32 protein-coding genes are annotated in these 25,751 nt (G+C 33.4%); 18 read left to right on the top strand and 14 right to left on the bottom strand.

The features are described from left to right. Positions 1–36: 36 nt before the first annotated feature. From thiC to thiH, 7 genes are all read left to right on the top strand, one after another. On the top strand, positions 37–1,896 hold the full coding sequence (gene thiC, locus DK442_RS03360; protein WP_109434411.1) for a phosphomethylpyrimidine synthase ThiC: 1,860 nt from the start codon (positions 37–39) through the stop codon (positions 1,894–1,896). Between the two features lie 103 nt (positions 1,897–1,999). Beyond that, on the top strand, positions 2,000–2,605 hold the full coding sequence (locus DK442_RS03355; RefSeq protein ID WP_109434410.1) for a thiamine phosphate synthase: 606 nt from the start codon (positions 2,000–2,002) through the stop codon (positions 2,603–2,605). Between the two features lie 2 nt (positions 2,606–2,607). Further along, positions 2,608–3,384 carry a hydroxymethylpyrimidine/phosphomethylpyrimidine kinase gene (locus DK442_RS03350; RefSeq protein ID WP_109434409.1) on the top strand — a complete coding sequence of 259 codons (777 nt, stop codon included), beginning with the start codon at positions 2,608–2,610 and terminating at the stop codon, positions 3,382–3,384. An 11-nt stretch (positions 3,385–3,395) separates the two neighbouring features. Continuing rightward, positions 3,396–4,022 carry a thiamine phosphate synthase gene (locus DK442_RS03345; protein WP_109434408.1) on the top strand — a complete coding sequence of 209 codons (627 nt, stop codon included), beginning with the start codon at positions 3,396–3,398 and terminating at the stop codon, positions 4,020–4,022. Further along, complete coding sequence (locus DK442_RS03340) at positions 4,022–4,795, top strand: thiazole synthase (protein ID WP_200825076.1); 774 nt, start codon at positions 4,022–4,024, stop codon at positions 4,793–4,795. The genes DK442_RS03345 and DK442_RS03340 overlap by 1 nt, the downstream gene beginning before the upstream one ends. A 69-nt stretch (positions 4,796–4,864) precedes the next feature. Beyond that, on the top strand, positions 4,865–5,215 hold the full coding sequence (locus DK442_RS03335; protein ID WP_109434406.1) for a four helix bundle protein: 351 nt from the start codon (positions 4,865–4,867) through the stop codon (positions 5,213–5,215). Then, the gene (thiH, locus tag DK442_RS03330; RefSeq protein ID WP_109434405.1) at positions 5,215–6,354 is read left to right on the top strand and encodes a 2-iminoacetate synthase ThiH; all 1,140 of its coding nucleotides are present in this window, start codon (positions 5,215–5,217) and stop codon (positions 6,352–6,354) included. The genes DK442_RS03335 and thiH overlap by 1 nt, the downstream gene beginning before the upstream one ends. A gap of 50 nt (positions 6,355–6,404) precedes the next feature. On the opposite strand, the gene DK442_RS03325 is transcribed toward thiH, so the two are convergent. Next, positions 6,405–6,836 (bottom strand): hypothetical protein, encoded by a 432-nt coding sequence (locus DK442_RS03325; protein ID WP_235010896.1) that lies wholly within the window; start codon positions 6,834–6,836, stop codon positions 6,405–6,407. Positions 6,837–7,022: 186 nt separating this feature from the next. Here DK442_RS03325 and greA point away from each other — a divergent pair, with 186 nt between their 5' ends. From greA to DK442_RS03310, 3 genes are all read left to right on the top strand, one after another. Then, on the top strand, positions 7,023–7,499 hold the full coding sequence (greA, locus tag DK442_RS03320) for a transcription elongation factor GreA (protein ID WP_109434404.1): 477 nt from the start codon (positions 7,023–7,025) through the stop codon (positions 7,497–7,499). A gap of 125 nt (positions 7,500–7,624) precedes the next feature. Beyond that, entirely contained in the window at positions 7,625–8,014 is a 390-nt protein-coding gene (locus DK442_RS03315; RefSeq protein ID WP_109434403.1) for an HIT family protein, read from the top strand. Between the two features lie 4 nt (positions 8,015–8,018). Beyond that, complete coding sequence (locus DK442_RS03310) at positions 8,019–8,429, top strand: thioesterase family protein (RefSeq protein WP_109434402.1); 411 nt, start codon at positions 8,019–8,021, stop codon at positions 8,427–8,429. 1 nt (position 8,430) lies between these two features. On the opposite strand, the gene DK442_RS03305 is transcribed toward DK442_RS03310, so the two are convergent. Both DK442_RS03305 and DK442_RS03300 read right to left on the bottom strand, forming a co-directional pair. Further along, entirely contained in the window at positions 8,431–8,796 is a 366-nt protein-coding gene (locus tag DK442_RS03305) for a hypothetical protein (protein ID WP_109434401.1), read from the bottom strand. A 60-nt stretch (positions 8,797–8,856) separates the two neighbouring features. Further along, a complete protein-coding gene (locus DK442_RS03300; protein WP_109434400.1) occupies positions 8,857–10,044 on the bottom strand; it encodes a HAMP domain-containing sensor histidine kinase in 1,188 nt (395 codons plus the stop codon). A gap of 137 nt (positions 10,045–10,181) precedes the next feature. Here DK442_RS03300 and DK442_RS03295 point away from each other — a divergent pair, with 137 nt between their 5' ends. From DK442_RS03295 to upp, 4 genes are all read left to right on the top strand, one after another. Further along, complete coding sequence (locus DK442_RS03295) at positions 10,182–11,054, top strand: flavin reductase family protein (protein ID WP_109434399.1); 873 nt, start codon at positions 10,182–10,184, stop codon at positions 11,052–11,054. Positions 11,055–11,067: 13 nt separating this feature from the next. Beyond that, positions 11,068–11,445, top strand: coding sequence for a DUF3127 domain-containing protein (locus DK442_RS03290; protein ID WP_109434398.1), 378 nt, complete (start codon positions 11,068–11,070; stop codon positions 11,443–11,445). A 225-nt stretch (positions 11,446–11,670) separates the two neighbouring features. Further along, positions 11,671–12,309, top strand: a complete 639-nt coding sequence (aat, locus tag DK442_RS03285) for a leucyl/phenylalanyl-tRNA--protein transferase (RefSeq protein WP_109434397.1) — start codon at positions 11,671–11,673, stop codon at positions 12,307–12,309. Positions 12,310–12,326: 17 nt separating this feature from the next. Further along, positions 12,327–12,980: a uracil phosphoribosyltransferase gene (gene upp / locus DK442_RS03280; RefSeq protein ID WP_109434396.1), complete on the top strand. Its 654-nt coding sequence runs from the start codon at positions 12,327–12,329 to the stop codon at positions 12,978–12,980. 12 nt (positions 12,981–12,992) lie between these two features. Here the strand turns inward: upp and DK442_RS03275 are convergent, their stop codons facing one another. The 4 genes from DK442_RS03275 to DK442_RS03260 all read right to left on the bottom strand — a co-directional run bounded on the left by DK442_RS03275 (position 12,993) and on the right by DK442_RS03260 (position 15,593). Further along, a complete protein-coding gene (locus DK442_RS03275) occupies positions 12,993–13,397 on the bottom strand; it encodes an ACT domain-containing protein (RefSeq protein WP_109434395.1) in 405 nt (134 codons plus the stop codon). Positions 13,398–13,406: 9 nt separating this feature from the next. Continuing rightward, entirely contained in the window at positions 13,407–13,553 is a 147-nt protein-coding gene (locus DK442_RS28585) for a hypothetical protein (protein WP_235010894.1), read from the bottom strand. A 122-nt stretch (positions 13,554–13,675) separates the two neighbouring features. Continuing rightward, positions 13,676–14,239, bottom strand: a complete 564-nt coding sequence (locus DK442_RS03265) for a DNA-3-methyladenine glycosylase I (RefSeq protein WP_109434394.1) — start codon at positions 14,237–14,239, stop codon at positions 13,676–13,678. A 46-nt stretch (positions 14,240–14,285) separates the two neighbouring features. Continuing rightward, entirely contained in the window at positions 14,286–15,593 is a 1,308-nt protein-coding gene (locus DK442_RS03260; protein ID WP_109434393.1) for a leucine-rich repeat domain-containing protein, read from the bottom strand. 299 nt (positions 15,594–15,892) lie between these two features. Here DK442_RS03260 and DK442_RS03255 point away from each other — a divergent pair, with 299 nt between their 5' ends. Next, positions 15,893–16,504, top strand: coding sequence for a thioredoxin family protein (locus DK442_RS03255; protein WP_200825075.1), 612 nt, complete (start codon positions 15,893–15,895; stop codon positions 16,502–16,504). Between the two features lie 6 nt (positions 16,505–16,510). Here DK442_RS03255 and DK442_RS03250 read toward each other — a convergent pair whose 3' ends face one another. The 7 genes from DK442_RS03250 to DK442_RS03220 all read right to left on the bottom strand — a co-directional run bounded on the left by DK442_RS03250 (position 16,511) and on the right by DK442_RS03220 (position 21,208). Then, positions 16,511–17,212 carry a hypothetical protein gene (locus tag DK442_RS03250; protein WP_109434392.1) on the bottom strand — a complete coding sequence of 234 codons (702 nt, stop codon included), beginning with the start codon at positions 17,210–17,212 and terminating at the stop codon, positions 16,511–16,513. 33 nt (positions 17,213–17,245) lie between these two features. Then, positions 17,246–17,953, bottom strand: coding sequence for a tRNA pseudouridine(55) synthase TruB (truB, locus tag DK442_RS03245; RefSeq protein ID WP_109434391.1), 708 nt, complete (start codon positions 17,951–17,953; stop codon positions 17,246–17,248). Between the two features lie 11 nt (positions 17,954–17,964). Continuing rightward, positions 17,965–18,759 (bottom strand): undecaprenyl-diphosphate phosphatase, encoded by a 795-nt coding sequence (locus tag DK442_RS03240; RefSeq protein WP_109434390.1) that lies wholly within the window; start codon positions 18,757–18,759, stop codon positions 17,965–17,967. Positions 18,760–18,834: 75 nt separating this feature from the next. Beyond that, complete coding sequence (locus DK442_RS03235) at positions 18,835–19,098, bottom strand: DUF3098 domain-containing protein (RefSeq protein WP_109434389.1); 264 nt, start codon at positions 19,096–19,098, stop codon at positions 18,835–18,837. Then, a complete protein-coding gene (locus DK442_RS03230) occupies positions 19,079–19,486 on the bottom strand; it encodes a hypothetical protein (RefSeq protein ID WP_109434388.1) in 408 nt (135 codons plus the stop codon). Before DK442_RS03230 ends, DK442_RS03235 begins: the two co-directional genes overlap by 20 nt. A gap of 3 nt (positions 19,487–19,489) precedes the next feature. Next, positions 19,490–20,317, bottom strand: coding sequence for a prolipoprotein diacylglyceryl transferase (gene lgt / locus DK442_RS03225; protein WP_109434387.1), 828 nt, complete (start codon positions 20,315–20,317; stop codon positions 19,490–19,492). A 12-nt stretch (positions 20,318–20,329) separates the two neighbouring features. Further along, positions 20,330–21,208, bottom strand: a complete 879-nt coding sequence (locus DK442_RS03220; protein WP_109434386.1) for an ABC transporter permease — start codon at positions 21,206–21,208, stop codon at positions 20,330–20,332. A gap of 277 nt (positions 21,209–21,485) precedes the next feature. Here DK442_RS03220 and DK442_RS03215 point away from each other — a divergent pair, with 277 nt between their 5' ends. The 3 genes from DK442_RS03215 to DK442_RS03205 all read left to right on the top strand — a co-directional run bounded on the left by DK442_RS03215 (position 21,486) and on the right by DK442_RS03205 (position 25,691). Next, the gene (locus DK442_RS03215; protein ID WP_109434385.1) at positions 21,486–22,418 is read left to right on the top strand and encodes a ketopantoate reductase family protein; all 933 of its coding nucleotides are present in this window, start codon (positions 21,486–21,488) and stop codon (positions 22,416–22,418) included. A 60-nt stretch (positions 22,419–22,478) separates the two neighbouring features. Continuing rightward, entirely contained in the window at positions 22,479–25,292 is a 2,814-nt protein-coding gene (gene leuS, locus DK442_RS03210; protein WP_109434384.1) for a leucine--tRNA ligase, read from the top strand. Positions 25,293–25,430: 138 nt separating this feature from the next. After that, positions 25,431–25,691: a SemiSWEET transporter gene (locus DK442_RS03205; RefSeq protein ID WP_200825074.1), complete on the top strand. Its 261-nt coding sequence runs from the start codon at positions 25,431–25,433 to the stop codon at positions 25,689–25,691. The last annotated feature ends 60 nt before the right edge of the window (positions 25,692–25,751 follow it).

Raw genomic sequence — 25,751 nt, 5'->3', positions numbered from 1 at the left:
TCGAAGCTATTAATTATTCATGCAAAATATTATAAAATGAAGAAAAAAGATACTGCACCACAAGAAAAAGTAATTTCTACAACACCATTTCCAAATTCTAAAAAGATATATGTATCAGGAAATATCCACCCACAAATCAATGTGGCTATGCGAGAGATTTCTTTGGATGATACTACAGATAGTTTTACGGGTAAAAAAACACCTAATCCTGCAGTAACGGTGTATGATACCAGTGGCCCTTATACCGATCCTTCAAAAGAGATTAATGTGCATGATGGTATAGAACCCATACGCGAACAATGGGTTTTGGATAGAGGTGACGTCGAGGAGTTGAGTGGTTTTTCTTCAGAGTATTGTAACCAAAGGCTTAATGATTCTAGTTTAGATCACTTAAGATTTAATCATTTACGTAAACCAAAGAGAGCAAAACAAGGAAAGAATGTTTCACAGATGTATTATGCAAAGCAGGGCATTATAACCCCAGAAATGGAATATGTTGCAATTCGTGAAAATCAAAAAATACAAGAAGTTAAGCGTCTCTCCAAACAACATCCAGGACAAGATTTTGGAGCTAGTATTCCAGAGGTAATAACTGCAGAATTTGTAAGAGAAGAGGTGGCAAGAGGTAGAGCTGTAATACCATCTAATATAAATCACCCAGAAAGTGAACCTATGATTTTAGGGAGAAACTTTTTGGTTAAAATAAATGCTAATATCGGTAACTCTGCGACTACTTCTAGTATTGAAGAAGAAGTAGAAAAAGCAGTTTGGGCATGTAGATGGGGAGCAGATAATATTATGGATCTTTCTACGGGTAAAAATATTCATGAAACTCGCGAATGGATTATTCGTAACTCTCCTGTTCCAATTGGGACTGTTCCTATTTATCAGGCATTAGAAAAAGTAAATGGTAAAGCCGAAGATCTTACCTGGGAAATTTTTAAAGATACATTGATTGAGCAGGCAGAGCAGGGTGTGGATTATTTTACGATTCATGCAGGAGTACGTCTGGCGTATGTACCGATGACTGCAAAGCGCATTACCGGGATTGTTTCTCGTGGAGGATCAATAATGGCCAAATGGTGTTTGGCACATCATAAAGAAAGTTTCTTATACACACATTTTGAAGAAATATGCGAAATCATGAAAGCCTATGATGTTGCTTTCTCTCTTGGAGATGGATTACGACCAGGTTGTATCGCAGATGCTAATGATGAAGCACAGTTTGCAGAATTAGAAACGCTTGGTGAATTAACCAAAATAGCATGGAAACATGATGTGCAAACCTTTATAGAAGGACCTGGTCACGTACCAATGCATATGATTAAAGCGAATATGGATAAGCAGCTGGAAGCTTGTGGGGAAGCTCCTTTTTATACATTAGGACCATTAACTACAGACATTGCTCCAGGTTATGATCATATTACCTCGGGAATCGGGGCTGCAATGATTGGGTGGTATGGTACTGCTATGTTATGCTATGTAACACCAAAAGAGCACCTTGGATTACCAAACAAAGAAGATGTACGAGTTGGAGTAATTACATATAAATTGGCAGCACATGCTGCAGATTTGGCCAAAGGACATCCGGGAGCACAACATAGAGATGATGCATTAAGTAAAGCCCGTTTTGAATTCCGTTGGGAAGATCAGTTTAACTTAGCCTTGGACCCAGAAAGAGCAAGAGAATATCACGATGAAACTTTACCGGCAGAAGGTGCAAAAATAGCTCATTTCTGTAGTATGTGTGGTCCAAAATTCTGTTCTATGAAGATATCTCAGGAAGTAAGAGAATATGCTGCCAAGAAGGAAATAGATGACCAAAAAGCACTGGAAGCAGGAATGCAAGAAAAAGCAGAAGAATTTAAAGAAAAAGGAAGCGAAGTATACTTATAAATAGGTTGTAGGTTTGAGAGGGGTGGTTGTGAGATTGTCACACTGAGCTTGTCGAAGTGTATCCTATCTCGCCTCTCAAACTTCCTTCTTTAAGTTTGAAATTATGATAATAGTACTAACCTCAGAGCGAGAATTAGAAAATGAAGCCGACTACATTAATTTGTTATTTCAGAATGGTCTGGAAGTGCTCCATTATAGAAAGCCAACCTTTGATATAGAAGGGTATAGAGCACTACTTCGTAAAATTGATTCCAAGTATTATAATCGTATTATGATACATCAGTTTCATGAGCTATGTGAGGAGTTTAAACTAAGAGGGATTCATATTCAAGAACAACCGAGATTAGATTTAGATGAAAAATTGGAAGAATATGTCAATGGTTATACAGCAAATAACTTTAAAGTGAGTAGTTCTTTTCATGCTAAAGATGATATCAAAAATTGCAGTATTGATTTCGAATATGTGTTATTGAGTCCCGTTTTTAGTTCAATTTCTAAAGAAGGTTATAAGGGAAAAGGATTTGATGTCACAGATCTGGATGAATTCGTTGTGGGCATGGGAGGTATTAATGATGAGACGTTGCAGGCAACATTTGATCTTGGATTCGAAGGAGTTGGTGTTTTAGGAGGTATTTGGAATACGAAAGATCCAATAGCTAGTTTTTTGAGAATAAAAGATGCACATTCTAAAGTAATAAAGGATACCTAGATATGAAGAATAGACCATATATCCTTACTATTGCAGGTTTTGATCCATCTGGAGGAGCTGGACTTGTAGCAGACGTTAAAACTATTGAAGCGATAAAAGGATATGGTTTGGCTGTGTGTACTGCAAATACGATTCAGAATGATATTGAACTTAAAACGTGTTATTGGGTAGATGTTGAAGTGATTAAGCATCAAATTGAAATACTTTTTGATCGATTTACTATAGAATTTGTAAAGATTGGAATTGTTCAAAATTGGAAGGTATTGAATGAGATCATTGATGTTCTGATAGAAAAAAATAAAAAGATCAAAATCGTATTGGATCCGATATTAAAGTCAAGTTCAGATTTTGATTTTCATAAATCAAACAATGATTCTAGTGATCTGGATGTAAAACAAAATAATTTTGAACAGATATTAGAAAAAATCTATCTGCTAACACCAAACTATCAGGAAATAGAAAAGTTATATACAGATAAAACTATTGAAGAAACAATAGTGCATATTAGTGATAAAACAAATCTATTTTTAAAAGGAGGTCATCGAAAAGAAAATGTAGGTAAAGATGAATTATATACCAGAAAAGGAAAACGTTTTACTCTTAACGCTAAAGAACAGAATGTATCAGAAAAACATGGAAGTGGTTGTGTTCTTTCTTCAGCAGTAACAACATATTTAGGATTAGGTTTTCCATTATTAAAAGCTTGTTTTAGAGCAAAAAGATATACAGAAAAAGTATTGAGTTCAAATGACACTTTGTTGGGATATCATAGAGTTTAGAAATTGAAATTATGAAAGAGGTTAATTTACAATATATATCCCAAGGAAAAACACCTCAAGAGCACCTTGAGAATATAGAAGAAGTTTGTGCTGCAGGATGTAAATGGGTGCAATTTCGCCTTAAGGATGAGGATATGGCTACGTATTTACATACTGCATTAAAAGCTAGAGATATATGTGATCAATATGGTTCTATTTTGATTATTAATGATAATGTAGGTGTTGCTAAAGCAGCTATGGCTGATGGAATTCATCTGGGTTTAAATGATATGAACCCTCGAGAAGCTAGAAAAATTCTTGGAGATAATTTTATTATTGGAGGAACAGCAAATACAGTAACTGATTGTATGCAGCATATACAGGATGGAGTTGATTATATTGGTTTAGGCCCATTTAGATATACAACCACCAAAAAGAAATTAAGCCCTGTACTGGGATCTGAGGGATACAAGGCTATTTTAAAAGAAGTTAGTAAAAACTCTAAAATACCGATTGTAGCTATAGGAGGAATTGTCGAAAAAGATATATCAGATATTATAAAGACCGGGGTTTCTGGGATTGCCGTTTCAGGAATGTTAACAAATCAAGAGGATTTGGAAAAAAAGATTCAAAACATAAAAATACAAATTGCTAAATAATGGATGTATTAAGAATTGCCGATAAAGAATTTTCGTCTAGATTATTTACAGGAACGGGAAAATTTAGCGCAGCCCAAGTAATGCGTAAAGCTTTGCTTGCCGCAGAAAGTGAACTGATTACTGTGGCATTAAAACGTGTAGATGTTAATGATAAAAATGATGATATATTAAACCATCTGGATCATCCTAGAATTAATCTATTGCCTAATACATCTGGAGTTAGAGATGCTAAGGAAGCGATTTTTGCTGCGCAATTGGCAAGGGAAGCTCTAGAAACTAATTGGATAAAATTAGAGATTCATCCAGATCCAAGATATCTATTACCAGACCCAATAGAAACTTTAAAAGCAGCTTCAGAATTGGTGAAACTTGGATTTGTAGTAATGCCATATATTCATGCAGATCCTGTATTGTGTAAACGATTAGAAGAAGTAGGAACACAGTGTGTTATGCCCTTGGGAGCCCCTATAGGTAGTAATAAAGGGTTGAAAACGCTAGAATTTTTAGAGATTATAATTGACCAAAGCAATGTTCCCGTGATTGTAGATGCAGGTATTGGAAGTCCATCTCATGCTGCATTGGCTATGGAAATAGGAGCAGATGCTGTATTGATTAATACTGCTATTGCAGTATCTCAACAACCAATAACCATGGCAGAAGCGTTTAAAATGGCTGTACAATCCGGACGTATGGCATATAATGCAAAATTGGCACCAGTTAGTCACAAGGCAGAAGCAAGTAGTCCGTTAACCTCATTTTTAACTGAAAGCTAAAAATGGGCTTCGGCTATCAGGTATCAGTAATCGGGTATTTTAGAAAACTGAGAAGGAAAATCTATAAAGATGAGAGATTTTAAAGAATTAAAAGTTTGGAAAAAAAGTCATGAGCTTTGTTTGCTAGTTTATGATGTAACAAAGCAATTTCCTAATGAAGAAAAGTTTGGTATTGTCTCTCAAATACGTAGGGCTTCAGTTTCAGTGCCAACAAATATATCAGAAGGATGTGGTCATGACTCTAATAATGAATTTAAGCGATACTTAAGAATCGCTTCTGGTTCAATTTCAGAAGTAGAATACCTTTTGATTTTATCCAAAGATTTGAATTATATTTCGAATGAGCAATGGAGTAATCTTTCTGATGAAGTAATATCAATAAAGAAAATGCTGTTTAATTTGGTTAAAGCTATTGTATAATGATTGATACCCAATACCCAATACCCAAAACCAGTTTCAAAGAAACTTTTGATCAATACGATTGGGATACATTACTATCTGGGATTTTGTCTAAAACAGAAGATGATGTAATTCATGCACTGGGAAAAGACAAAAGGGATCTCGAGGATTTTAAAGCGCTAATCTCTCCTGCCGCAAAGCCATATTTAGAACGTATGGCACAAATGAGTAAAGTAATTACTAAAAAAAGATTTGGAAATACTATTCAAATGTATGCGCCAATGTATTTAAGTAATGAATGTCAGAATATCTGTACATATTGCGGATTTAGTATGACCAATAAAATCCCTAGGAGAACATTGACAGATGAGGAAATTCTAAAAGAAGTGGATTTTTTAAAATCTAAAGGATATGATCATATTCTTTTGGTTACAGGAGAGGCTAATAGGACAGTTGGAGTTGATTACATTGATAATGCAATACAATTGATAAGATCAAAATTTGCAAATATTACAATAGAAATACAGCCATTAGATCAACCAGATTATGAACAGCTTATCGATAGTGGCCTATATGCAGTATTAGTATATCAGGAAACATATCATAGAGGAGAATATAAAAAACATCATCCAAAGGGAAAAAAATCTAATTTTGATTATCGATTAGAAACTCCCGATCGATTGGGACGTGCCGGGGTTCACAAAATAGGTCTGGGAGCACTTTTTGGATTAGAAGACTGGAGAGCAGACAGTTTTTTTACGGCATTACATCTTAACTATTTGCAGAAAGTGTATTGGAAAACAAAATATTCAATATCATTCCCAAGGTTAAGACCATTTAGTGGCGGAATAGAGCCTAAGGTAGAAATGACAGATGCAGATCTGGTTCAACTTATATGTGCTTTTCGATTATTAGATGAAGATGTAGAGCTGTCTATGTCGACTCGTGAAAGCGAAGTGTTTAGAGAAAATATTGTTAATTTGGGCATCACTTCAATAAGTGCAGAATCCAAAACTAATCCAGGAGGGTATGCGGTAGCACCACAATCTTTAGAACAGTTCGAGATTTCTGATGAGCGTTCAACAGAAGATGTTGTTAAAATGTTAAAAAGTAAAGGATTAGATGTGGTCTGGAAAGATTGGGCTCATAATTGGCAATAACATCTTTCTTAGAATCATAAAAACATGTTTTCAATGCGATTTAGGTGTATCTAATTGGTTATAAATAAGGTGTTTCCGTCTCTTCGTATATTGTATCGTCTTAATCCAAATTGACCTTCTCCAGAAGTTTGCTGTCCTGTTACGATATTATAACTATTTCCATCATCACATTCACATGTAGAAGTAATTCCTTCAACGGTTTGAGTAGAACAGTCATTAGGAGAGTGATTAGGGTCACTAAGCTCAAAAGCACTATACTGTGAGTCATCAATATTATAAATTATAATCCCTTTTATACTCCCATTTTCAGTTCTGTCAATAAGATGATTCCCAGGGAATTTAAGAGGATTGAATTGAGGAAGATTAAGGTTAATCTGATAGTTGATACTAGATGGAGGTAAAAATTGATTGTTATCACTTCGATCATCACTGCTGCAAGATAGAATCAAAAAAATTTGTAATAAAAATATGCTGTTTTTCATGTATTTTTTCATTGTTTTAGAGGTCACATATACTCTTAAACGATTAAAATAATCATTCCTTTTCATAACACTATTAATGTATTGCCAAATTACGTAAATTTGTAGTCTTCAGTAAATTTTTTGTTATCTTTGAATAACAAATCCCATTCCTATGGGATTTTTTGTATTTATATAAACGATGAAGTTATGAGCAAAGTATCTTATTATACTGCAGAGGGGCTAAAAAAATTAAGAGATGAACTAAATCAACTCAAAGATATAGAACGTCCAAAAGCTTCTCAGGCAATCGCTGAGGCACGTGATAAAGGAGATTTAAGTGAGAATGCCGAATATGATGCGGCTAAAGAAGCACAAGGATTATTAGAGTTAAGAATTTCTAAATTAGAAGAAACTCTTGCTAATGCCCGTTTAATCGATGAATCCCAATTGGACACATCCAAAGCACTTATACATTCTACTGTAAAAATCAAAAACCAAACTAATGGTGCCGAAATGACTTATAAATTAGTGGCGCAAAGCGAAGCAGATCTTAAAACAGGAAAAATATCTGTAGATTCTCCTATTGGTAAAGGTCTTTTGGGAAAAAGTGTAGGCGAAATAGCCGAAATACAAGTTCCCAATGGAATTATGAAATTTGACGTTGTAGAGATTACAAGAGAATAAATAATAATATTTTTTTAAACAAACTAAAAGCCTTCTTTAATTTTTTAAAAAAGGCTTTTTTATGGGTTTAATTTAAAGATAAATAAACTATATTACCAATCCGTAAACCAACTAAAATTTTAAGAATGCCTACCCTGTTTACAAAAATTGTAAATGGCGAGATTCCGTCGCACCTAATTACCCAAGACGAGAATTTTTACGCCTTTTTGGATATTAATCCTAATGCAAGAGGACATACGCTTTGTATTCCTAAAAAAGAAGAAGATAAAATTTTTGACCTTGAGGAAGATATGTATCTGGAATTGATGCGTTTTTCTCGCAAAGTAGCCAAAGCTATAGAGAAAACAGTTTCCTGTAAACGTGTGGGAATTGCTGTTGTAGGGTTAGAAGTGCCTCATGTGCATGTACATCTTATTCCGATAAATGAAATGAAAGAAATGACTTTTCAACATAAAATATCAATGTCAGATTCTGATTTTCAATCATTAGCAGCAGAGATTCAATCGAATATGTAACTTTATGCAGGATTCTGATTTTAAATTATCCTTGAAGCTTCGAATTGACTGGAGTGAAATGGATACTTACCAACACGTGAATAATGTTAATTTTATGAAATACATGCAAAGTGCACGTGTTCAGTTTTGGGAAGTTACAGGATTAGGGAAAATGTATGCTGATACTAAAAAAGGTCCCATGTTGGTGTCTACAAAGTGTGATTTTAAACACCCTTTATTTTTTCCGGGAAATGTGCTCATCAAGACCAAGGTAGAATTTATTAAGAACTCTAGTTTTGGATTATACCATAGATTATATAACGATGACGGTGTTTTATGTGCAGAAGGTCATGATGTGGCGGTCTGCTTTGATTTTAATATAGATAAGACATTTAATATTAACGATGAACTCCGAAAAATAATGGAATCCTATTAGTCTAAGTTGCTAATCCTAGAAGATCTGGATTAGATATATAGATGTATCCAAAAACAATGAAAATCAAGACTAAAAGTAATAGGATATAAAACAAACTTGTAAAACGTATAGATGGAGATTTACGAGTAATGGTTTTTTTATGATAATCATAGACACGTTCTATGTCAATAGTCCATTGCCCTGGAAAAATTTTGTTTTCACATTTATTACATTCTATACTTTCAATAATATTGCCTTTTGTTTTTACCAGGAGTTTTGATTTTATTCTTTTTTGTTTAAAAGAAAGTATCATGCCATCTGTTGAATAACATTCTGGACAATTGTTATTAAGTGTTGCCTCTTTTAATGTAATATACTCTGTTTTCACTTTTGTTAAGATTTGGTGTTTAAAACTGGTATATTCTATAACGTTGCGAAAAAAATATTGTTATACTGAGACTCCGGATTTACGAAGTGTGATCTGAAAAGTAGTGCCTTTTCCAATATCAGATTTTAGCACTTTTATTCTTCCTAAGTGATATTCTTCTATAATTCTTTTTGATAAGGATAAACCTAATCCCCACCCTCTGCTTTTAGAAGTATAACCAGGTTCGAAAATTTTAGTGAATTTACTTTTTGATAATCCTTTTCCTGTATCTTTTATTCTAATAAAAACTCGTTTTGCATCATCTGTAAGATCTATTTTAAGATCTCCTTTTCCTCTCATTGCATCGATAGCGTTTTTTACAAGGTTTTCAATAGTCCAGCTATATAATTGAGAATTTAAAGATACAGTGATGGGCTTTTCGGGTAAGTGAAGGGAAAAATTAATCAATTTAGAACTTCTGGATTGAAGATAAGTATAAGCATTTCGAGTTTCTTCTACAATATCAACATCTTCAAGGTTAGGAACAGAACCAATTTTAGAAAAACGTTCTGTAATAACTTTTAATCGCTCAATATCCTTTTCGATCTCTACAATATATTCTGGGTTTACGTTTTCGGTCTTAAGAATCTCATTCCATCCTACTAGTGAGGACAGTGGTGTTCCTATTTGGTGTGCGGTTTCCTTTGCCATACCAGCCCATAATTTGTTCTGTTCACTAGCTTTAGAAGTGGTAAAAAAGAAATAAATTACTCCAATGAGTAAAAATATAATTATTGCGATAGTCATCGGATAATATTTTAACTTATTTAAAATATCCGAATTTCCATAGTAAATGTATTGAACGGTGTCTTTAAGATCTAGCTCAATAGGATCATTTTCTGATTTTAATTTTTTTAAAAAAGATTGAAGCCTACTCTCACTGTTTGTTACATTCTCAGATAAGTTTTGAAAATAACTGGGATCTGGTTTTCCTAAAGAATCTCTAACAAAATCCCCTTTGGAGTCAGTAATAATTATAGGGATAGATTTATTGGTAGCTCCAATGATAATAGAGAGTTCTAGGTAATCGTCTGATTGCTCGCTATTTAAAGCCTTTTGCGATTGCGCCCATATCTGAACCTTAGTTCTTTCATCATCTTTAAGACGCTGCATAAATAATGATGTGTTCCATAAAACAAGGCCAGTTATAAGTAAAACAGCTATAATGATAAAATAGCTTGAAAAATTACGCTCATCAGAAAAATTCATATAGACTTGTTAACTAAATCTTAAATATAAACGTTTTAAAACGTTTTTATTGTTTATAAAAAGGGATTACTAAAACCAATTTGAATAGCAAATCAAAGACTAAACTTTGGTTATCTTTGTTCAATATAAAACAAATTATGGTTACAATCGATCCATCACAGGTCTCTACAGGAAAATTACATAGTTTACTACTTGGAGCTATTGGTCCAAGACCTATTGCTTTTGCTAGTACTATTGATGAAAATGGAAGGGCTAATTTATCTCCATTTAGTTTCTTTAATGTATTTAGTGCAAATCCCCCAATCCTTATTTTTTCTCCAGCCAGAAGGGTTAGAGATAATACGACGAAACATACGTTAGAGAATGCAAAATTAACAGGTGAAGTAGTAATTAATATAGTAAACTATGATATTGTGCAACAAATGTCATTATCTAGTACAGAATATGCTGAGGATATAAATGAATTTATAAAATCAGGACTTACGATGATAGCTTCAGAGAAAGTTAAGGCCTATCGCGTTGGAGAATCTCCGGTACAGTTCGAATGTAAAGTAAATCAGATTGTGCCTATGGGAGAAGAAGGAGGCGCAGGAAACCTAATTATTTGTGAAGTTTTGCTTATGCATATTAATGAAGAAGTGCTTGATAAAGAGAATAAAATTGATCAGCACAAGATTGATCTTGTGGCACGTATGGGAGGTAATTGGTATTCTAGAGCCAATATGGGAATGTTTGAAGTGCCAAAACCATTAAGTTCAATAGGAATTGGAGTTGATTCTTTACCAGAAGAAGTGATAAGAAGTGATATTTTTACAGGAAATGATCTGGGGAAGCTTGCTAATGTTGCAAAAATCCCAGAAAAAATAGCTGCTTTGGAGTTTGTTAATAAACATAATGATATTAAGGATAAAATTCAGCAGGCTAACCTAATAGAAATTCATAAATTTGTAAAGCAGTATTTGGATCAAGATGATATAGATACAGCATGGAACATTTTAGCAGCAAAATAATAATAACAGTAAGATGGAAGTACAAGGTAAAGTAAAGATGATCGGTGAGACACAAACCTTTGGGAGCAACGGTTTTAGAAAGAGAGAAATTGTAGTTACAACTGAAGAGCAATACCCACAACACATTATGGTAGAGTTTGTTCAGGATAAATGTGACTTATTAAACACGTTTCAGGTAGGTCAGGATGTAAAAATAAGTATTAATTTAAGAGGTCGTGAATGGGTGAATCCTCAAGGAGAGACTAAATATTTTAATTCTATCCAGGGATGGAGAATCGAAAACTTGCAACCTGCAGCTCAAAACGCTTCTGCTCCTCCAGTTCCACCAGCAGATACTTTTGAACCAGCAACAGATTTTTCTAGTGAAGAACATGATGATTTACCGTTCTAAATGAATCTCTAAATACAAGAATAAGGTAATAAAAGAAAAAAGTCCGATATTTATGATATCGGACTTTTCGTTATTGTGGTTTTAGGTTAACCTTTTAATAAAACTCAAAAAAGCAATGATGAACAAAATTTATCTTAAAAGGTCCTAACAAATATTGCGATTTTTTTAATCAATTCAAACAACTGATTGATATTTAACGTTGTATAAACATATGATAAATATATTTTGTACGTTCTAACAGATGCAATAGAATTTCCACCAGTAACTTATGCAGACAGTGATGGGTTATTAGCCTTAGGCGGAGATCTTTCTACAGATAGACTATTAGAGGCATACAATCATGGTATTTTTCCCTGGTATAGTGATGATCAACCAATTCTTTGGTTTAGTCCTGATCCTAGAATGGTGTTATTTCCATTAAAACTTAAGGTGAGTAAAAGTATGCGTCAACTTATCAGGAAAAATAGATTTGAAGTAACATTTAATAAAGATTTTGAAAGTGTTATAGAATCCTGTGCTATGATCAAAAGACCAGAACAAGAAGATACCTGGATTACAAGCGATATGAAAAATGCATATAAAAAACTTCATGAGTTGGGATATGCTATTTCTGTTGAGGTTTGGGAAGATTCGACTTTGGTAGGAGGCTTGTATGGGGTTTTTTTAGAAGATAAAAAAGTATTTTGTGGAGAGAGTATGTTTTCTAAAGTAAGTAATGCTTCTAAATATGGATTTATTACCTTGGTAGAGTGGCTTAAGCAAAAAGAGGTACGACTAGTAGACTGTCAGGTGTATACCGATCATCTGGCTAGTTTGGGTGCTGTAGAAATTTCTAGAGATGAGTTTATAGAGTATTTAAAATAATTTTAAAAGATAAAATAATGACTGTTCATGATTTAGGGTTAAAAAAATCAGTTTTAAATCAGTTTGTTCTAGAGCTCAGAGACGTTAATATACAGAAAGATACGATGCGTTTTAGGAGGAATATAGAACGTATTGGTGAAATTCTAAGTTATGAACTTAGTAAGAATTTAGATTATGAAAATACTACAGTTGAAACGCCTTTAGGAAATAAAGATATTTCGATTCCTAATAATGAATTGGTATTATGCTCTATACTTAGAGCAGGATTACCATTGCATCAAGGAGTACTTAATTATTTTGATAAGGCAGAAAATGCATTTATTTCTGCATATCGGGATCATCAAGACGGAGATGATCATTTTGAAATCGTTGTAAAGTATTTAGCATCTCCTTCAATACAAGATAAAACTTTGATTTTGGCAGACCCAATGTTGGCAACAGGTAAGACACTTGAGAACACTTTTGCTGCTATAAAAAATCATGGAATTCCTAAGCAAATACATATTGTGTCTGTGATTGGTTCAGAAGAAGGAATAGCATATATAAAAGATGTATTTCCAGAGAGTACGCAGTTATGGATTGCTGCAGTGGATGAAAAATTAAATCATAAAAGCTATATTGTTCCAGGTCTTGGAGATGCAGGAGATTTAGCATTTGGAGTAAAGCTATAATTCTTTTTGAGATTATCCTTTATAGGTTTCGGATAATGTTTTTAAGGCATGAATTGCTTGATTTTCATCTTTCTTGCTAACAAAGATATGATCATGGTAATACCCTGCAATTACATTACAACTAATATTGTGTTTTGCAAGTTCACTAGAAAAAACTGCAGTGAGTCCTACGGCATCTAGAGAAGAATGAATTTTTAGAGTTATCCATGAAGCAACGTACTCATAAGACAAATTAAAATGATCAGCTATTTTACGTTCTAGAATTATAGTGATCCCCTCAGGTTCTTTAAACTCTCCAATAATATCCTTTCTAGGAATTTGATTAACTTCATTTGTAGTACAAAAAACATAGTCGCCAGGATGCAGCTCTGGAGACATTTTTTTGATTAAAGTGGATAAATTGGTTTCTCCTGCCATACGTTGATGTTATTGATTTTTGAAGTGTTTTTTAATTAATACTCCTGATGAAACTAATGCCCAAGCTCCTTCTAATAGAATAAAAGGGATATATTTTAGTAATATTGATACAGTACAAGCAAGTCCAGTACCAACCAAATTCAATGGCGTATACATTAAGTCATTAGTTGATAATTTATTGCTAATATTTAGAAAATATGCCAACAATATTAAAAAAAACCAATAGACCCAATCCAATCAACTACACTCATCTGTTTCAATTATCAATAGCTAGGAGATTATACTTCGTTATATCTAAAACAACCGATTTCATGATCATTTACCATCCCTGTTGCCTGCATAAAAGCATACATAACCGTAGAGCCTACAAATTTAAATCCTCGTTTTTTTAAATCTTTACTTATTCGATCAGAAATCTCTGTCGTAGCAGGACAGTCTTTATAGTGTGGCCAATTATTTTTAATGGGGTTATCATTTACAAAACTCCAAATATATGTGCTGAAACTTCCAAATTCTTGCTGGATTTTCATAAAATTCTGAGCATTGGTTATTGCCGAATTTACTTTTAATTTATTGCGAATAATCCCTGCATTTTGTAGAAGTTCTTCCTTTTTTGTATCCCCATAATTAGCAATAATAGTATAATCAAAATTATCAAAAGCCACTCTAAAATTATCTCGCTTTCTTAAAATAGTGATCCAACTTAACCCGGCTTGAAAAGTTTCCAGCACCAAAAACTCAAATAAAAGGCGTTCATCATGAAGAGGTACTCCCCACTCATTGTCATGATAAGCTTCGTATAGAGGATCTCCAAGACACCAGCCACATCTATGTTTTTGCATATGTTATATAGGTTTTTTTATTGAATATCTAAAGTACTGCTTATTTTTAAAATTCAATCGAACAATTTGGAAGTAGTTGCTTGCTTCTTTCTTTTTCAGCTTCAGATAAATTGTTGCCAGATAGATATAGTGTTTTTAAGTTTTTTAAACCTTCTATGGCTTCTGGTAATGAAGTAAGCTGATTATCATTAAGGTTTAGTTCCTGTAAGTTTTTAAGTTTACCTACAAATTTGGGTAAGGTTATAATTCGATTAGAGGATAAAGAAAGGGTTTCTAGTTTTTTTAATTTTTCAATAGACTTTGGTAAATTTTCGAGTTGGTTATCTGTTAGATAAAGTTGTTGCAGGTTTTTGAGTTCCCCAATAGATTCTGGAAGCTCAGTCAGTTTGTTTTCAGAAAGATATAAAATGTCTACGCTTTTTTTGTGTTGCAATGCTTTTTGTAGAGAATAATAACTGTTTTCAAAATTGATATTACAATTGGGCAATAATTGCTTGCTTCTTTCCTTTTGAGCTGTAGACAATTTATTACCAGAGATGTTCAAATCTTTTAGTTTAGTAAGGTTTTCTAAAGCTTTTGGGAGTTCTCCAATTTTATTCGAATTTAAATACAAAAGCTTTAGTTTGAATAAATTTGCAATCGTTTCTGGGATATGGTCCAGTTTATTGTCTTTACAGATTAGCCACTCCAGGTTTTTTAGATTTCCAAAAGTTTCTGGTAAATCAGAAAGTTGATTATTAGAGATATTTATTGCTTCCAGACTTTTTAGGTTGCCAAAGGTTTCTGGTAAATCAGAAAGTTGATTACCTTCAATATAAAACTCTTGTAAGCTGGTGAGATTTCCAAAAGTTTCTGGTAAGTGGGTAAGCTCATTTTGTGTTACATCTAGCTTTTTTAATTGTGTAAGATTTCCAAAAGACTCAGGTAATGTTTCTATATGATTCTCTTGTATAAATACCCAACCTAAATTTTTTAAATTTCCAATGGATTCTGGTAATTTGTTAATTTGATTTTCAGATAATTGTAATACTTCCAGATGTTGTAGATTACAGAATGAATCTGGTAAGTTGACAAGTTTGTTTTTTCTTAAATTAAGTGTTTTTAGATTTTTTAAATTTCCAATTGCATCAGACAATTCATTTATTTTGTTTCCCTCTAGGTTAAGATATTGTAATTGTTCTAATTGTACAATAGATTTTGGTATTTCAGTGAGGTTGGTATGGCTTAAATTTAATTTATAAACTTGATCTTTGTTTAGAAGAGCTTCTTGTAGTGATGTATAAATTTTGTGTTCTTGAGCTCTCCCTGATATATATGCGATAAGTACTATAATTAAGGTAATTAATTTCTTCATACGTTTGATGTTTTCTGTCAGATGCTTGTAGAAGAATGCTAAAAAGGAATGTATGGGGATAAATGTACATTCATTTTTTAAGCCCCTTTCTTGTAAAGTTATTATTTAAAAATTAAAACATAGGTGTTTACAAAGATTAAAAACAAATAATATTGCTAGTACACTATTAACAGTAAAAAGATGATCACTGTTTTCAGGGTATTTACTTTATTTGTAAGTTTTTGAAATGATTTTCGTCATATTAGAAGATAATCGTAATAAATAAATTTACAATCTAACTATTTTTGAGATTAAACATTATGGAACCTACTACTATGACAATACCCGAATTAATTGAACAAGGAATTGCTAATTCATATACCTATGAAGAATATAAGAATTTGGTAAGTGACTTGTTGGCAGAAGGTAAATCTACAGGTCATGATCAAACAGAAGCGTTGACAAATTATAGTATGCTTAATGAGCGCAGAATGAAGCGATTAGATAAGACTATAAAAATTGATGAATCAGTTGCAGCCAAATTTTCTAATGCTGATTTAGATTTAACCTGGGTTGTATTAACTGAGGGTTGGTGTGGAGATGCAGCGCAATCTCTTCCGGTAGTGAATAAATTAGCAGAACTAAATAATGGAATAGACTTAAAAATTATTTCAAGAGATGACCATGATGAGCTAATGAATAATTTTTTAACAAATGGAGGAAAGTCAATACCAAAATTATTAGTGTACGATAATAAAAGTAAAGAAGTATTGAATACTTGGGGTCCAAGACCTTCTGTTGCTACGCAAATGGTAAATGATTATAAGGCAGAGCATGGTGCTTTAGACCCGCAATTCAAAGAAGATTTACAAGTTTGGTATAATAAGGATAAAGGAACAAATATCGTAGAAGATTTGATAGACCTGTTATAATAGTATTTAACCACCATAGTTAAAATAATACGTAATAGAGCCTTCTTGCTTTTCTATATCTGATCGAGAAAATAAAGCCTGACGAGCATAATCCATTGCATTGTCAAAGAGACACTCGTTTCGAGTGGTTGATTTTCTTTTGTCGACCTTGGTATCGATTACATATCCGTTTTTATTTACCTCTATTTTCACAACGACTTTACCACTTCCATTACAAGTGTATACAGGATTTGGTAAATCAACAGATTTTCTACCTTTTAAACTATAGGTAAGGGAACTGTTTCTATTATTAGTTTCTTCATCTTCTGATTTTGCTTCCTCTTTTTTGGTGTCATCACTATCTTTCTTCTCTTCTTCCTCAATAGGGACTTCACCTTCATTTGTTTGAGTTTCTTCGCTTTCAGAGGCTTGCTCAGCTTCAGTTAAGGATTTAATTCTCTCTTCGATTTCATCGTGATCCTCAAAATCTTCATTAAATGCATCATGTGTTCTTCTGGCATTATCAAGTTGCCTGTCTTCTTGAGCGATGAGCTCCTCTTCTGGTTGTTGCTCTTCTTCCTCTGCAAGGAATTCCTCGGGAATTTCCATTAAAATTTCAGACTGTTCTTTTTGCTTATTAATCATATTGATATTATAAAGACTAAGAACAACAATTCCCATTAACATTGATGTGATAATCAGAGCTTTATGTTTTTCTATAAATTCCATAGGTATCTATAACTGCTTTTATTCTACAATATTTTATGTAGTTTCAATTTTTACTTGTAACTGATTTTCAAAAGATTGAACTGTAGTAGCATCTTCGACAGAAAATGATCCTATTTTAGTTCTTCTCAAAACCGTTAAATGAGCCCCGCTATCTAAAGCTTTTCCAAAATCATGTGCTAGTGATCTGATGTACGTTCCTTTACTACAAACTACTCTAAAATCGACTTCAGGTAATTCAATCCTGGTAATTTCAAATGTATCAATGGTTATTTTTCTAGAACTAACCTCTACAGCTTCACCCTCTCGAGCATATTCATATAATCGTTTACCATCCTTTTTTAAAGCCGAAAAAATGGGTGGATACTGCTCGATTTCTCCGGTAAATTGAGTAGTCACTTTTTGTATTGATTCGTTAGAAATGTGATCGGTAGAGAATGTCTGATCAATTTCGGTTTCCAGGTCATATGATGGAGTTGTAGCTCCAAGCATTATTGTACCTGTGTATTCTTTAGCCTGCCCTTGAAATTCCTGAATACGTTTTGTAAATTTTCCTGTACAGATAATAAGTAACCCTGATGCAAGAGGATCTAATGTTCCTGCATGTCCTACTTTTAATTTTTTAATATTGAATTGCTTTCGAATAAGCCAACGAAGTTTATTCACAACTTGGAAAGATGTCCATTGCAATGGCTTATCGATCAAAAGAATTTGACCGTCCTTATAGTCTTGTTCGGTTAACATTATAGATGGGGCTATTTAATAAAACCAAAGATGATGGCTAATAAGCCAACAAGAATACAATATACGGCAAAATAAGTTAACTTACTCTTTTTTACCAACGAAATCATCCATGTACAGGCAAAGAGCCCAGAAATAAATGCTGCAATAAAGCCCATAGCTAATGGGATACTGTTTTCTGATGAGAATGTAAGATCTCCACTAAGTAAGTCTTTTGCTATTTTTCCCAGAATCAAAGGAATAACCATTAAAAAAGAAAAGCGTGCGGCTTTAGTTTTATCATTCCCTAATAAAACCGAAGTAGAGATTGTAGCTCCACTTCTTGAAATCCCAGGTAACATTGCAATTGCTTGTGCGATACCAATCACAAGGGCGTTTGAACTACTTACTGGTTTTCTGGTGCTTTTGGCCTTATCAGCAAACCATAGTAATGCTGCTGTAATGATCAACATAAAACCTACAAACATAATATTACTACCAAAAAGCTTTTCTAGCTGTTCTTCAAAAAATAAACCAACAATTACTGCTGGAATCATAGAGATAATGATCTTTATAGAGAATAGAGTTTCTTCATTTTTTTTAAAAGCAAATAATCCCTTTATGATTCTAAATATATCTTTTCTAAAAACCACAATCGTACTAAGTGCTGTAGCAAAATGTAATACAACAGTAAATAGTAATGATTCTTCAGGTACACTTTTATCACCTAGAATAGCTTTCCCTAATTCGAGGTGGCCACTAGAAGAAACTGGTAAGAATTCTGTGAGTCCTTGTACTATGCCCAGAATGATTGCATCAATAGTTTCCATATAGGATTTTCGGTTTTCTTAAATTTGATGCAAATATATAATTACAGACTGAATTTGGATGTCTTATTCGTATTACTATTTTTTCTGCCTATCAGGATTTAGTAGAATAGCATATACTTCAATTCCAAAACCAATTAAAACAATGGTTGGAGCCAATCGTATTCTTCTGAAGTTGTAGATTTCGGGATTAAAAACATTTGGGTCATCACTTCCTCCTCCTGCCATGAGAATAAAACCCAGAGCGATAACAGCGATTCCAATAGCCATCACGACATAGTTCTTCTTTCCAAAAACATAATCAGGTGTAAAAGGAGTGTTTTTAGTAGCTTGTTTTTTCATGTGTATCGTTATTAATTTCGTTAAATATCACTTCGTTATTAATCATTAACTTAGAAATATGTCCCATGTTGCTATCTCGGGTAAATATAGTCCATCTTTTAATACCAAACAAAGTAACTTTTTTATTTAGAATATTAGAACGCAATTGATCTAAATCAATATTGTATTGTAATCCTCTGTTAATATAATAGTGATGATGATCATTTTTAAGAGTAATAACGATATCAAAACCTGCGCCCTCTTTGAGATCGTCCACAATTCCTTCAATCTTCATAACATCATCAGGTTGAACATCACGTACAGGGCGGAATGTTTGAATCACTACTGCCATAAATCCAATAAATATTATCAAAACAATCGAAAACCATATTTTAGCAATTTTTTTCATTGTTTAGAATATTGGAGGTTTGTTTTTCATTCTGCTCATCACTATTAGAGCGATTCCTATCCCTATAAATGGAATACTTAATAATTGCCCCATATTTAACATCATTTCATCCTCGAATGCAACTTGATTTTCTTTAAAAACTTCTAGTAGCAATCTTGCCGAAAATAAGGTGGCCATTAATAGACCTAGAATAAATCCTTTATGTTGTATTAGATCAGTTTTTTTGTAGCAGTACCACAATATCCCAAAAATAATAAGATAAGAAAAGGCTTCATACAATTGGGTAGGATGTCTTGGGATCATATCGTCTCTCATAAATATAACACCATAGTTACTTTCTGTTGGCTTTCCGTAGATTTCAGAATTCATAAAATTTCCAAACCGTATAAATGCTGCAGTAATAGGAGCGCCAATAGCTACTCTATCCATAACCCAGAGTAAAGATGTTTTACTCTTATAACAATACAATAGAATTGCTAGAATTGCACCAATAGTACCTCCATGACTGGCTAATCCAGTAAAACCAGTAAAATGCCAGTTGTCATCTGTAATTTTAAATGGAAGAAAGATTTCTAGTGGATGCTGAGAGAAATAGGCAAAGTCATAAAATAGACAGTGCCCGAGCCTTGCTCCTACTAATACACCAATAAAAAGAAAGGTAGATAGTTTTTCAAGATTTTCTGTAGGGACACCCTCAGATTTATATATTCTTTTCACAAGACCATAGCCTAGTAATAAACCAGTGACGAATAAAAGACCATAATAACGTAAAGGAAAAACACCAAACAACGTTACAATTTCAGGATCAACATTCCATTCTATTGGGCTCATTAGTATCTGGTATTAATAATATAATTCGTCAGTTCTTAGGTTTAAAAATCGTTGTGTAGCAAAGAAAGTACTGATCCATGTGATAAGTATTCCAATTCCAAAAACACCAGCAAACAAAATAACAAGTAGAATTTCATCATCCAGTAGTGCTAATTCGGGAAAGGTTTTGTTAAGATAATATAGAACAACACTAACTCCAACTAAGGCAACAAAAGCTCCTATCATGCCTAACCGAACACTTTTCCAGACAAAGGGTTTGCGAATGAATTTTTTTGTTGCTCCAACCATTTGCATAGTTTTAATGATGAATCTTTTGGAGTATACCGACAGACGAATAGAACTATTAATAAGTAGAACCGCAATAAATGTAAAAATACCGCTAATGAGTAATACCCAGAAACTGATTCGTTTTATGTTGTCATTAAGTAGCGAAATCAAGGGTTTGTCATAAATTACTTCATCTACAAAATCTTTCTTGACAATAGATGCGTTGATTTCCTCAATTTTGGCCTGATCCACAAAATCAGCTTTTAGATATACGTCAATTGAATTCTGAAGTGGATTATATCCAAGAAAATCCATAAAATTTTCTCCAATATCCTTGCTATGCTCTTCTGCAGCTTCGTCTTTAGAAATAAACGTGGTGGATTTGGTATATTCTGCTAATGCTAGAGTCTTTTCAAGTTGTTTTATCTCAACATCTTTGGCAGTATCCTTTAGGTAAATTGTAAGTGCGATTTTCTCTTTAAAGTGATCAGCAACTTTTTTTGTATTTAAAACCAATAGTCCTAATAAGCCCAATAAAAATAATACTAACGATATACTAATAACTACAGAAAAATAAGAAGAAATTAGTCGTCGTTTTTGGTATTTTTCAAAAGATGAACTCATAGATAATCTAATTTTCTGGTAAAAATAATAAAGTTAATGAGACTTCGTATTCTAAAATGCAGTACATTTTTAGAATACCTTAATCGAATTAATCCTGTTCCAGCACGGGATCTATAATTTTTTATTATAAAATGAGGCACATTTTAAAATAAATTAATCGAATTAATCCTGTTGTAGAATGGGAGTCTTTATTCTGTTTTGTATTTTAATTAACTTTGGTTTATATAAGAATAACGTATACTTGAATACAATCTTATTTATATAATTGATTTTAAATATGCATATAGTAGTTATAGGAGTTGGCGGTGTTGGTGGATATTTTGGAGGTAAAATAGCCAATTCAGGTCAAAAAGTAACATTAATAGCCAGAGGGAAGCATCTTGATGCTATTCGCAAAAATGGTTTACAAGTAAAGAGTATCGATGGTAATTTTGTAACTCATCCGTTCCTGGTAACCGATAATATTGATACTTTGGAAAAAGCAGATTTGGTATTGATTTGTACCAAGTCCTGGCAAGTAGCCGAAGCAGCAAAATTGATAATGCCTATTCTAAAAGAGAATACGGTGGTGATACCATTACAAAATGGAGCTGATAATGCAGAAAAAGTATGTGCTGTATTGGATAAAAAATATGTTCTGGGAGGATTGTGCAGGATTTACAGTAAAATAGAAGCTCCAGGTGTTATTTCTCATTTTGGTCATTCTCCAGAAGTTGTTTTTGGAGAATTAGATAAAAGCAAAACAGATCGTCTTCAAAACATAAAAGAAATACTTGATAAAGCTGGTTTTAAGAATACAATATCAGAAGATATTGAAGTAGATATATGGAGCAAATTTATGTTTATTGCTACGGTTAGCGGACTGGGAGCGTTAACTAGGGCTACAATTGGAGAAATGTATGAAAACCCAGATGTCAAAGAGCTTTTAGAGCAAACGGCAACCGAAATTTATAAAATTGGTACCGGCAAAAACGTAAACTTACCAAAAGACCTTGTAGACCGAATAATGGTTTTTATTAGCAAGCAACCTTATGATTCTACAGCCTCTACACAACGAGATATTATAGAAGGTAGACCATCAGAATTAGATAATTTTAATGGTTTTATAGTAAAAGAAGGGATAAAATTAGATATATCCACACCTATAAATGGATTTACCTACAGATGTTTACAGCCTATGGAGGTAAAGGCGAGAAGTGCTAAAAACTAAAACAAAAAAGAGTAGTAAACTCACATAAAATTGTAAATTTGCGGTCTTAATTTTAGAGGAATGAGCTACGATTTTAATACTATTGAAGCCAATTGGCAGAAATATTGGGCAGAGAAAGGAACGTTTAACGCAGAAAATAACAGCGAAAAGCCCAAATATTATGTTTTGGACATGTTTCCTTACCCATCAGGAGCAGGATTGCATGTTGGTCATCCACTAGGATATATAGCAAGTGATATCTATGCGAGATATAAGCGTCATAAAGGATTTAATGTATTGCATCCGCAAGGATATGATTCTTTTGGGTTGCCAGCAGAACAATATGCCATTCAAACGGGTCAGCATCCGGCGATTACAACCAGAGAAAATATAGCACGTTATCGTGAGCAATTAGATAAAATTGGGTTTTCTTTTGATTGGAGTAGAGAAGTTAAAACCAGTGACCCAAAGTTTTATAAATGGACCCAGTGGATCTTTATAGAACTTTTCAATTCCTGGTATGATAAGGATGCGGATAAAGCGAGAGTAATTACTGATCTCGAAGCTATTTTTACTAAAGAAGGGAATGCAAACGTAAATGCAGTTTGTGATGAAGATGTAGAACCATTTACAGCAGAAGGTTGGAATGGTTTTTCATCAAGAGAAAAACAAGAGGTATTGTTAAAATATAGGTTGACCTATTTAGCAGAAACCGAAGTAAATTGGTGTCCGCAATTAGGAACTGTTTTGGCAAATGATGAAATTGTAAACGGAGTTTCAGAACGTGGTGGGTATCCTGTGGTTCGTAAAAAAATGACGCAATGGAGTATGCGAATCTCTGCGTATGCACAACGATTGTTAGATGGATTAGATACGATTGATTGGCCACAACCGCTAAAGGATTCTCAGACGAATTGGATAGGACGATCTCAAGGTGCAAGTGTAACTTTTAATGTAAAGGATCATGAGGCTACTATCGAAGTATTTACAACACGGCCAGATACTATTTTTGGAGTTAGTTTTATGACTTTGGCTCCAGAGCATGAATTGGTTCAAAAGATAACTACTTCTGAGCAGAAAGAAGAAGTACAAGCTTATGTAGAAGCCACGGCAAAACGTAGCGAACGTGAACGTATGGCTGATGTAAAAACCATTAGTGGAGTGTTTACCGGTGCATATGCCGAACATCCTTTTACCAAAGAGCCTGTGCCGATTTGGATAGGAGACTATGTATTGGCGGGGTATGGTACAGGAGCTGTAATGGCTGTGCCATGTGGGGATCAGCGTGATTATGATTTTGCGAAATATTTTGAAATCGATATCCCTAATATTTTTGAAGGAGTTGATATTTCTGAAGAAGCTTTTGTCGATAAAGAAAATACCATCATTGCTAATTCTGATTTCTTAAATGGTTTAAGCTATAAGAAAGCAACAAAAACTGCTATTTATGAGTTAGAAAAGATTGGTCAAGGAGAAGGAAAAATTAATTACCGACTACGTGATGCAGTATTTAGTCGTCAACGGTATTGGGGAGAGCCATTCCCGGTATATTATGTAGATGGCATGCCACAAATGATTGATGCAGCGCATTTGCCGATCGCATTACCCGAAGTAGAAAAATATTTACCTACCGAAACTGGTGAACCTCCATTAGGTCGCGCTACAGTTTGGGCTTGGGACGCTAAGAATAATAAAGTTGTGTCTAACGATTTAATCGATGATACTAATGTATTTCCTTTAGAATTAAATACAATGCCGGGTTGGGCAGGAAGTTCATACTATTTTAATAGATATATGGATCCTCATAATGTAGATGAGGTATTTTCTAAGGAAGCAATTAACTACTGGAAAGAGGTAGATTTATATATTGGCGGAAGCGAACATGCAACGGGTCATTTGTTATATGCTCGTTTCTGGCAAAAATTCTTGTTTGATAGAGGTGTTGTGCCAGTTGATGAATTTGCCAAAAAACTGATCAATCAGGGGATGATTTTAGGGACTAGTGCTATAGTATATAGGATTAGTGGTTCGAATACATATGTCTCTAAGGGAATAAAAGATGAGTATGAAACCGAAGAACTTCGGGTTGATGTTAATATGATTAATGCTTCAGATGAACTGATTCCAGAAGAATTAATGAGCTGGCAACCTCAATTTAAAGATGCAGAATTTATTCTGGAAGATGGTAAATTTATTGTTGGCCGTGAAGTTGAAAAAATGTCTAAACGATGGTATAATGTAGTCAATCCAGACGGTATTTGCGAGCAATATGGTGCGGATAGTTTACGATTATACGAGATGTTTTTAGGACCGCTAGAACAGGCTAAGCCCTGGAATACTGCAGGGATTACTGGAGTGCATTCTTTTTTAAAAAAATTGTGGAAATTATATCATAATGGAGATGTTTTTGATGTAACTGATGAAGCACCTACCAAAGACAGTCTTAAGACCTTACATAAAACCATTAAAAAAGTCGAAGAAGATATTGAGAATTTTAGTTTTAATACTTCGGTAAGTACCTTTATGATTGCAGTGAATGAATTAACTGCTCAGAAATGTAATTCGAGAGTGATATTAGAACCATTGACAATACTGGTTTCTCCTTATGCACCACATATTGCCGAGGAGTTATGGCAAAAACTAGGGCATAGTGAATCTATTGCTACTGCAGCGTTTCCAATATTCGAAGAAAAGCACTTAGTAGAAAGTACAAAGCAATATCCAATTTCATTTAATGGTAAGACACGTTTTACATTAGAATTGTCTTTAGATTTAAGTAAAGATGAGATCGAGGCCGAGGTGATGGGACATGAAAAAACGAAACAACAACTAGATGGACGAACACCTAAAAAGGTAATTGTTGTTCCTGGTAAGATTGTTAATGTGGTTGGATAAGTAACTTTAATAATAATTGACAAGAGTTTTAATCTACCTTTATTGTCGAATTCTAAGGCTCTTGAAGGGTGAGTATTGTTATGAGAATTTGTAGAATCGTACACTGAGCCTGTCGAAGTGTACTCTTTTTTTTAGATTATGATAAATCCAATAGAAATCTTAGGATTAGTGGCAGCAATATTAACCACAACTGCTTTTTTACCACAGGTTTACAAAACTTGGAAAACAAAATCTACCGATAGTTTATCATTGTCAATGTTGTATATTTTTGTCACTGGAGTGCTTTGTTGGCTTATTTATGGTTTTTTAATCAATAGTGTACCCATCATTTTAGCGAATTTCATAACCGCGATATCAGGATTTCTATTACTTTATTTTAAGTATCGATATAAAAACTAATAGAAATTTTCAATTTTTCTTGTTTTTTAACAAATAAAGTGATAACCTAGTAAAATTATT

The organism is Aquimarina sp. AU119 (assembly GCF_900312735.1).
Classification (GTDB): domain Bacteria; phylum Bacteroidota; class Bacteroidia; order Flavobacteriales; family Flavobacteriaceae; genus Aquimarina; species Aquimarina algiphila.
The sequence above is the reverse complement of the archived record's forward strand: the minus strand, read 5'-3'. Positions and strand labels throughout refer to the sequence as shown.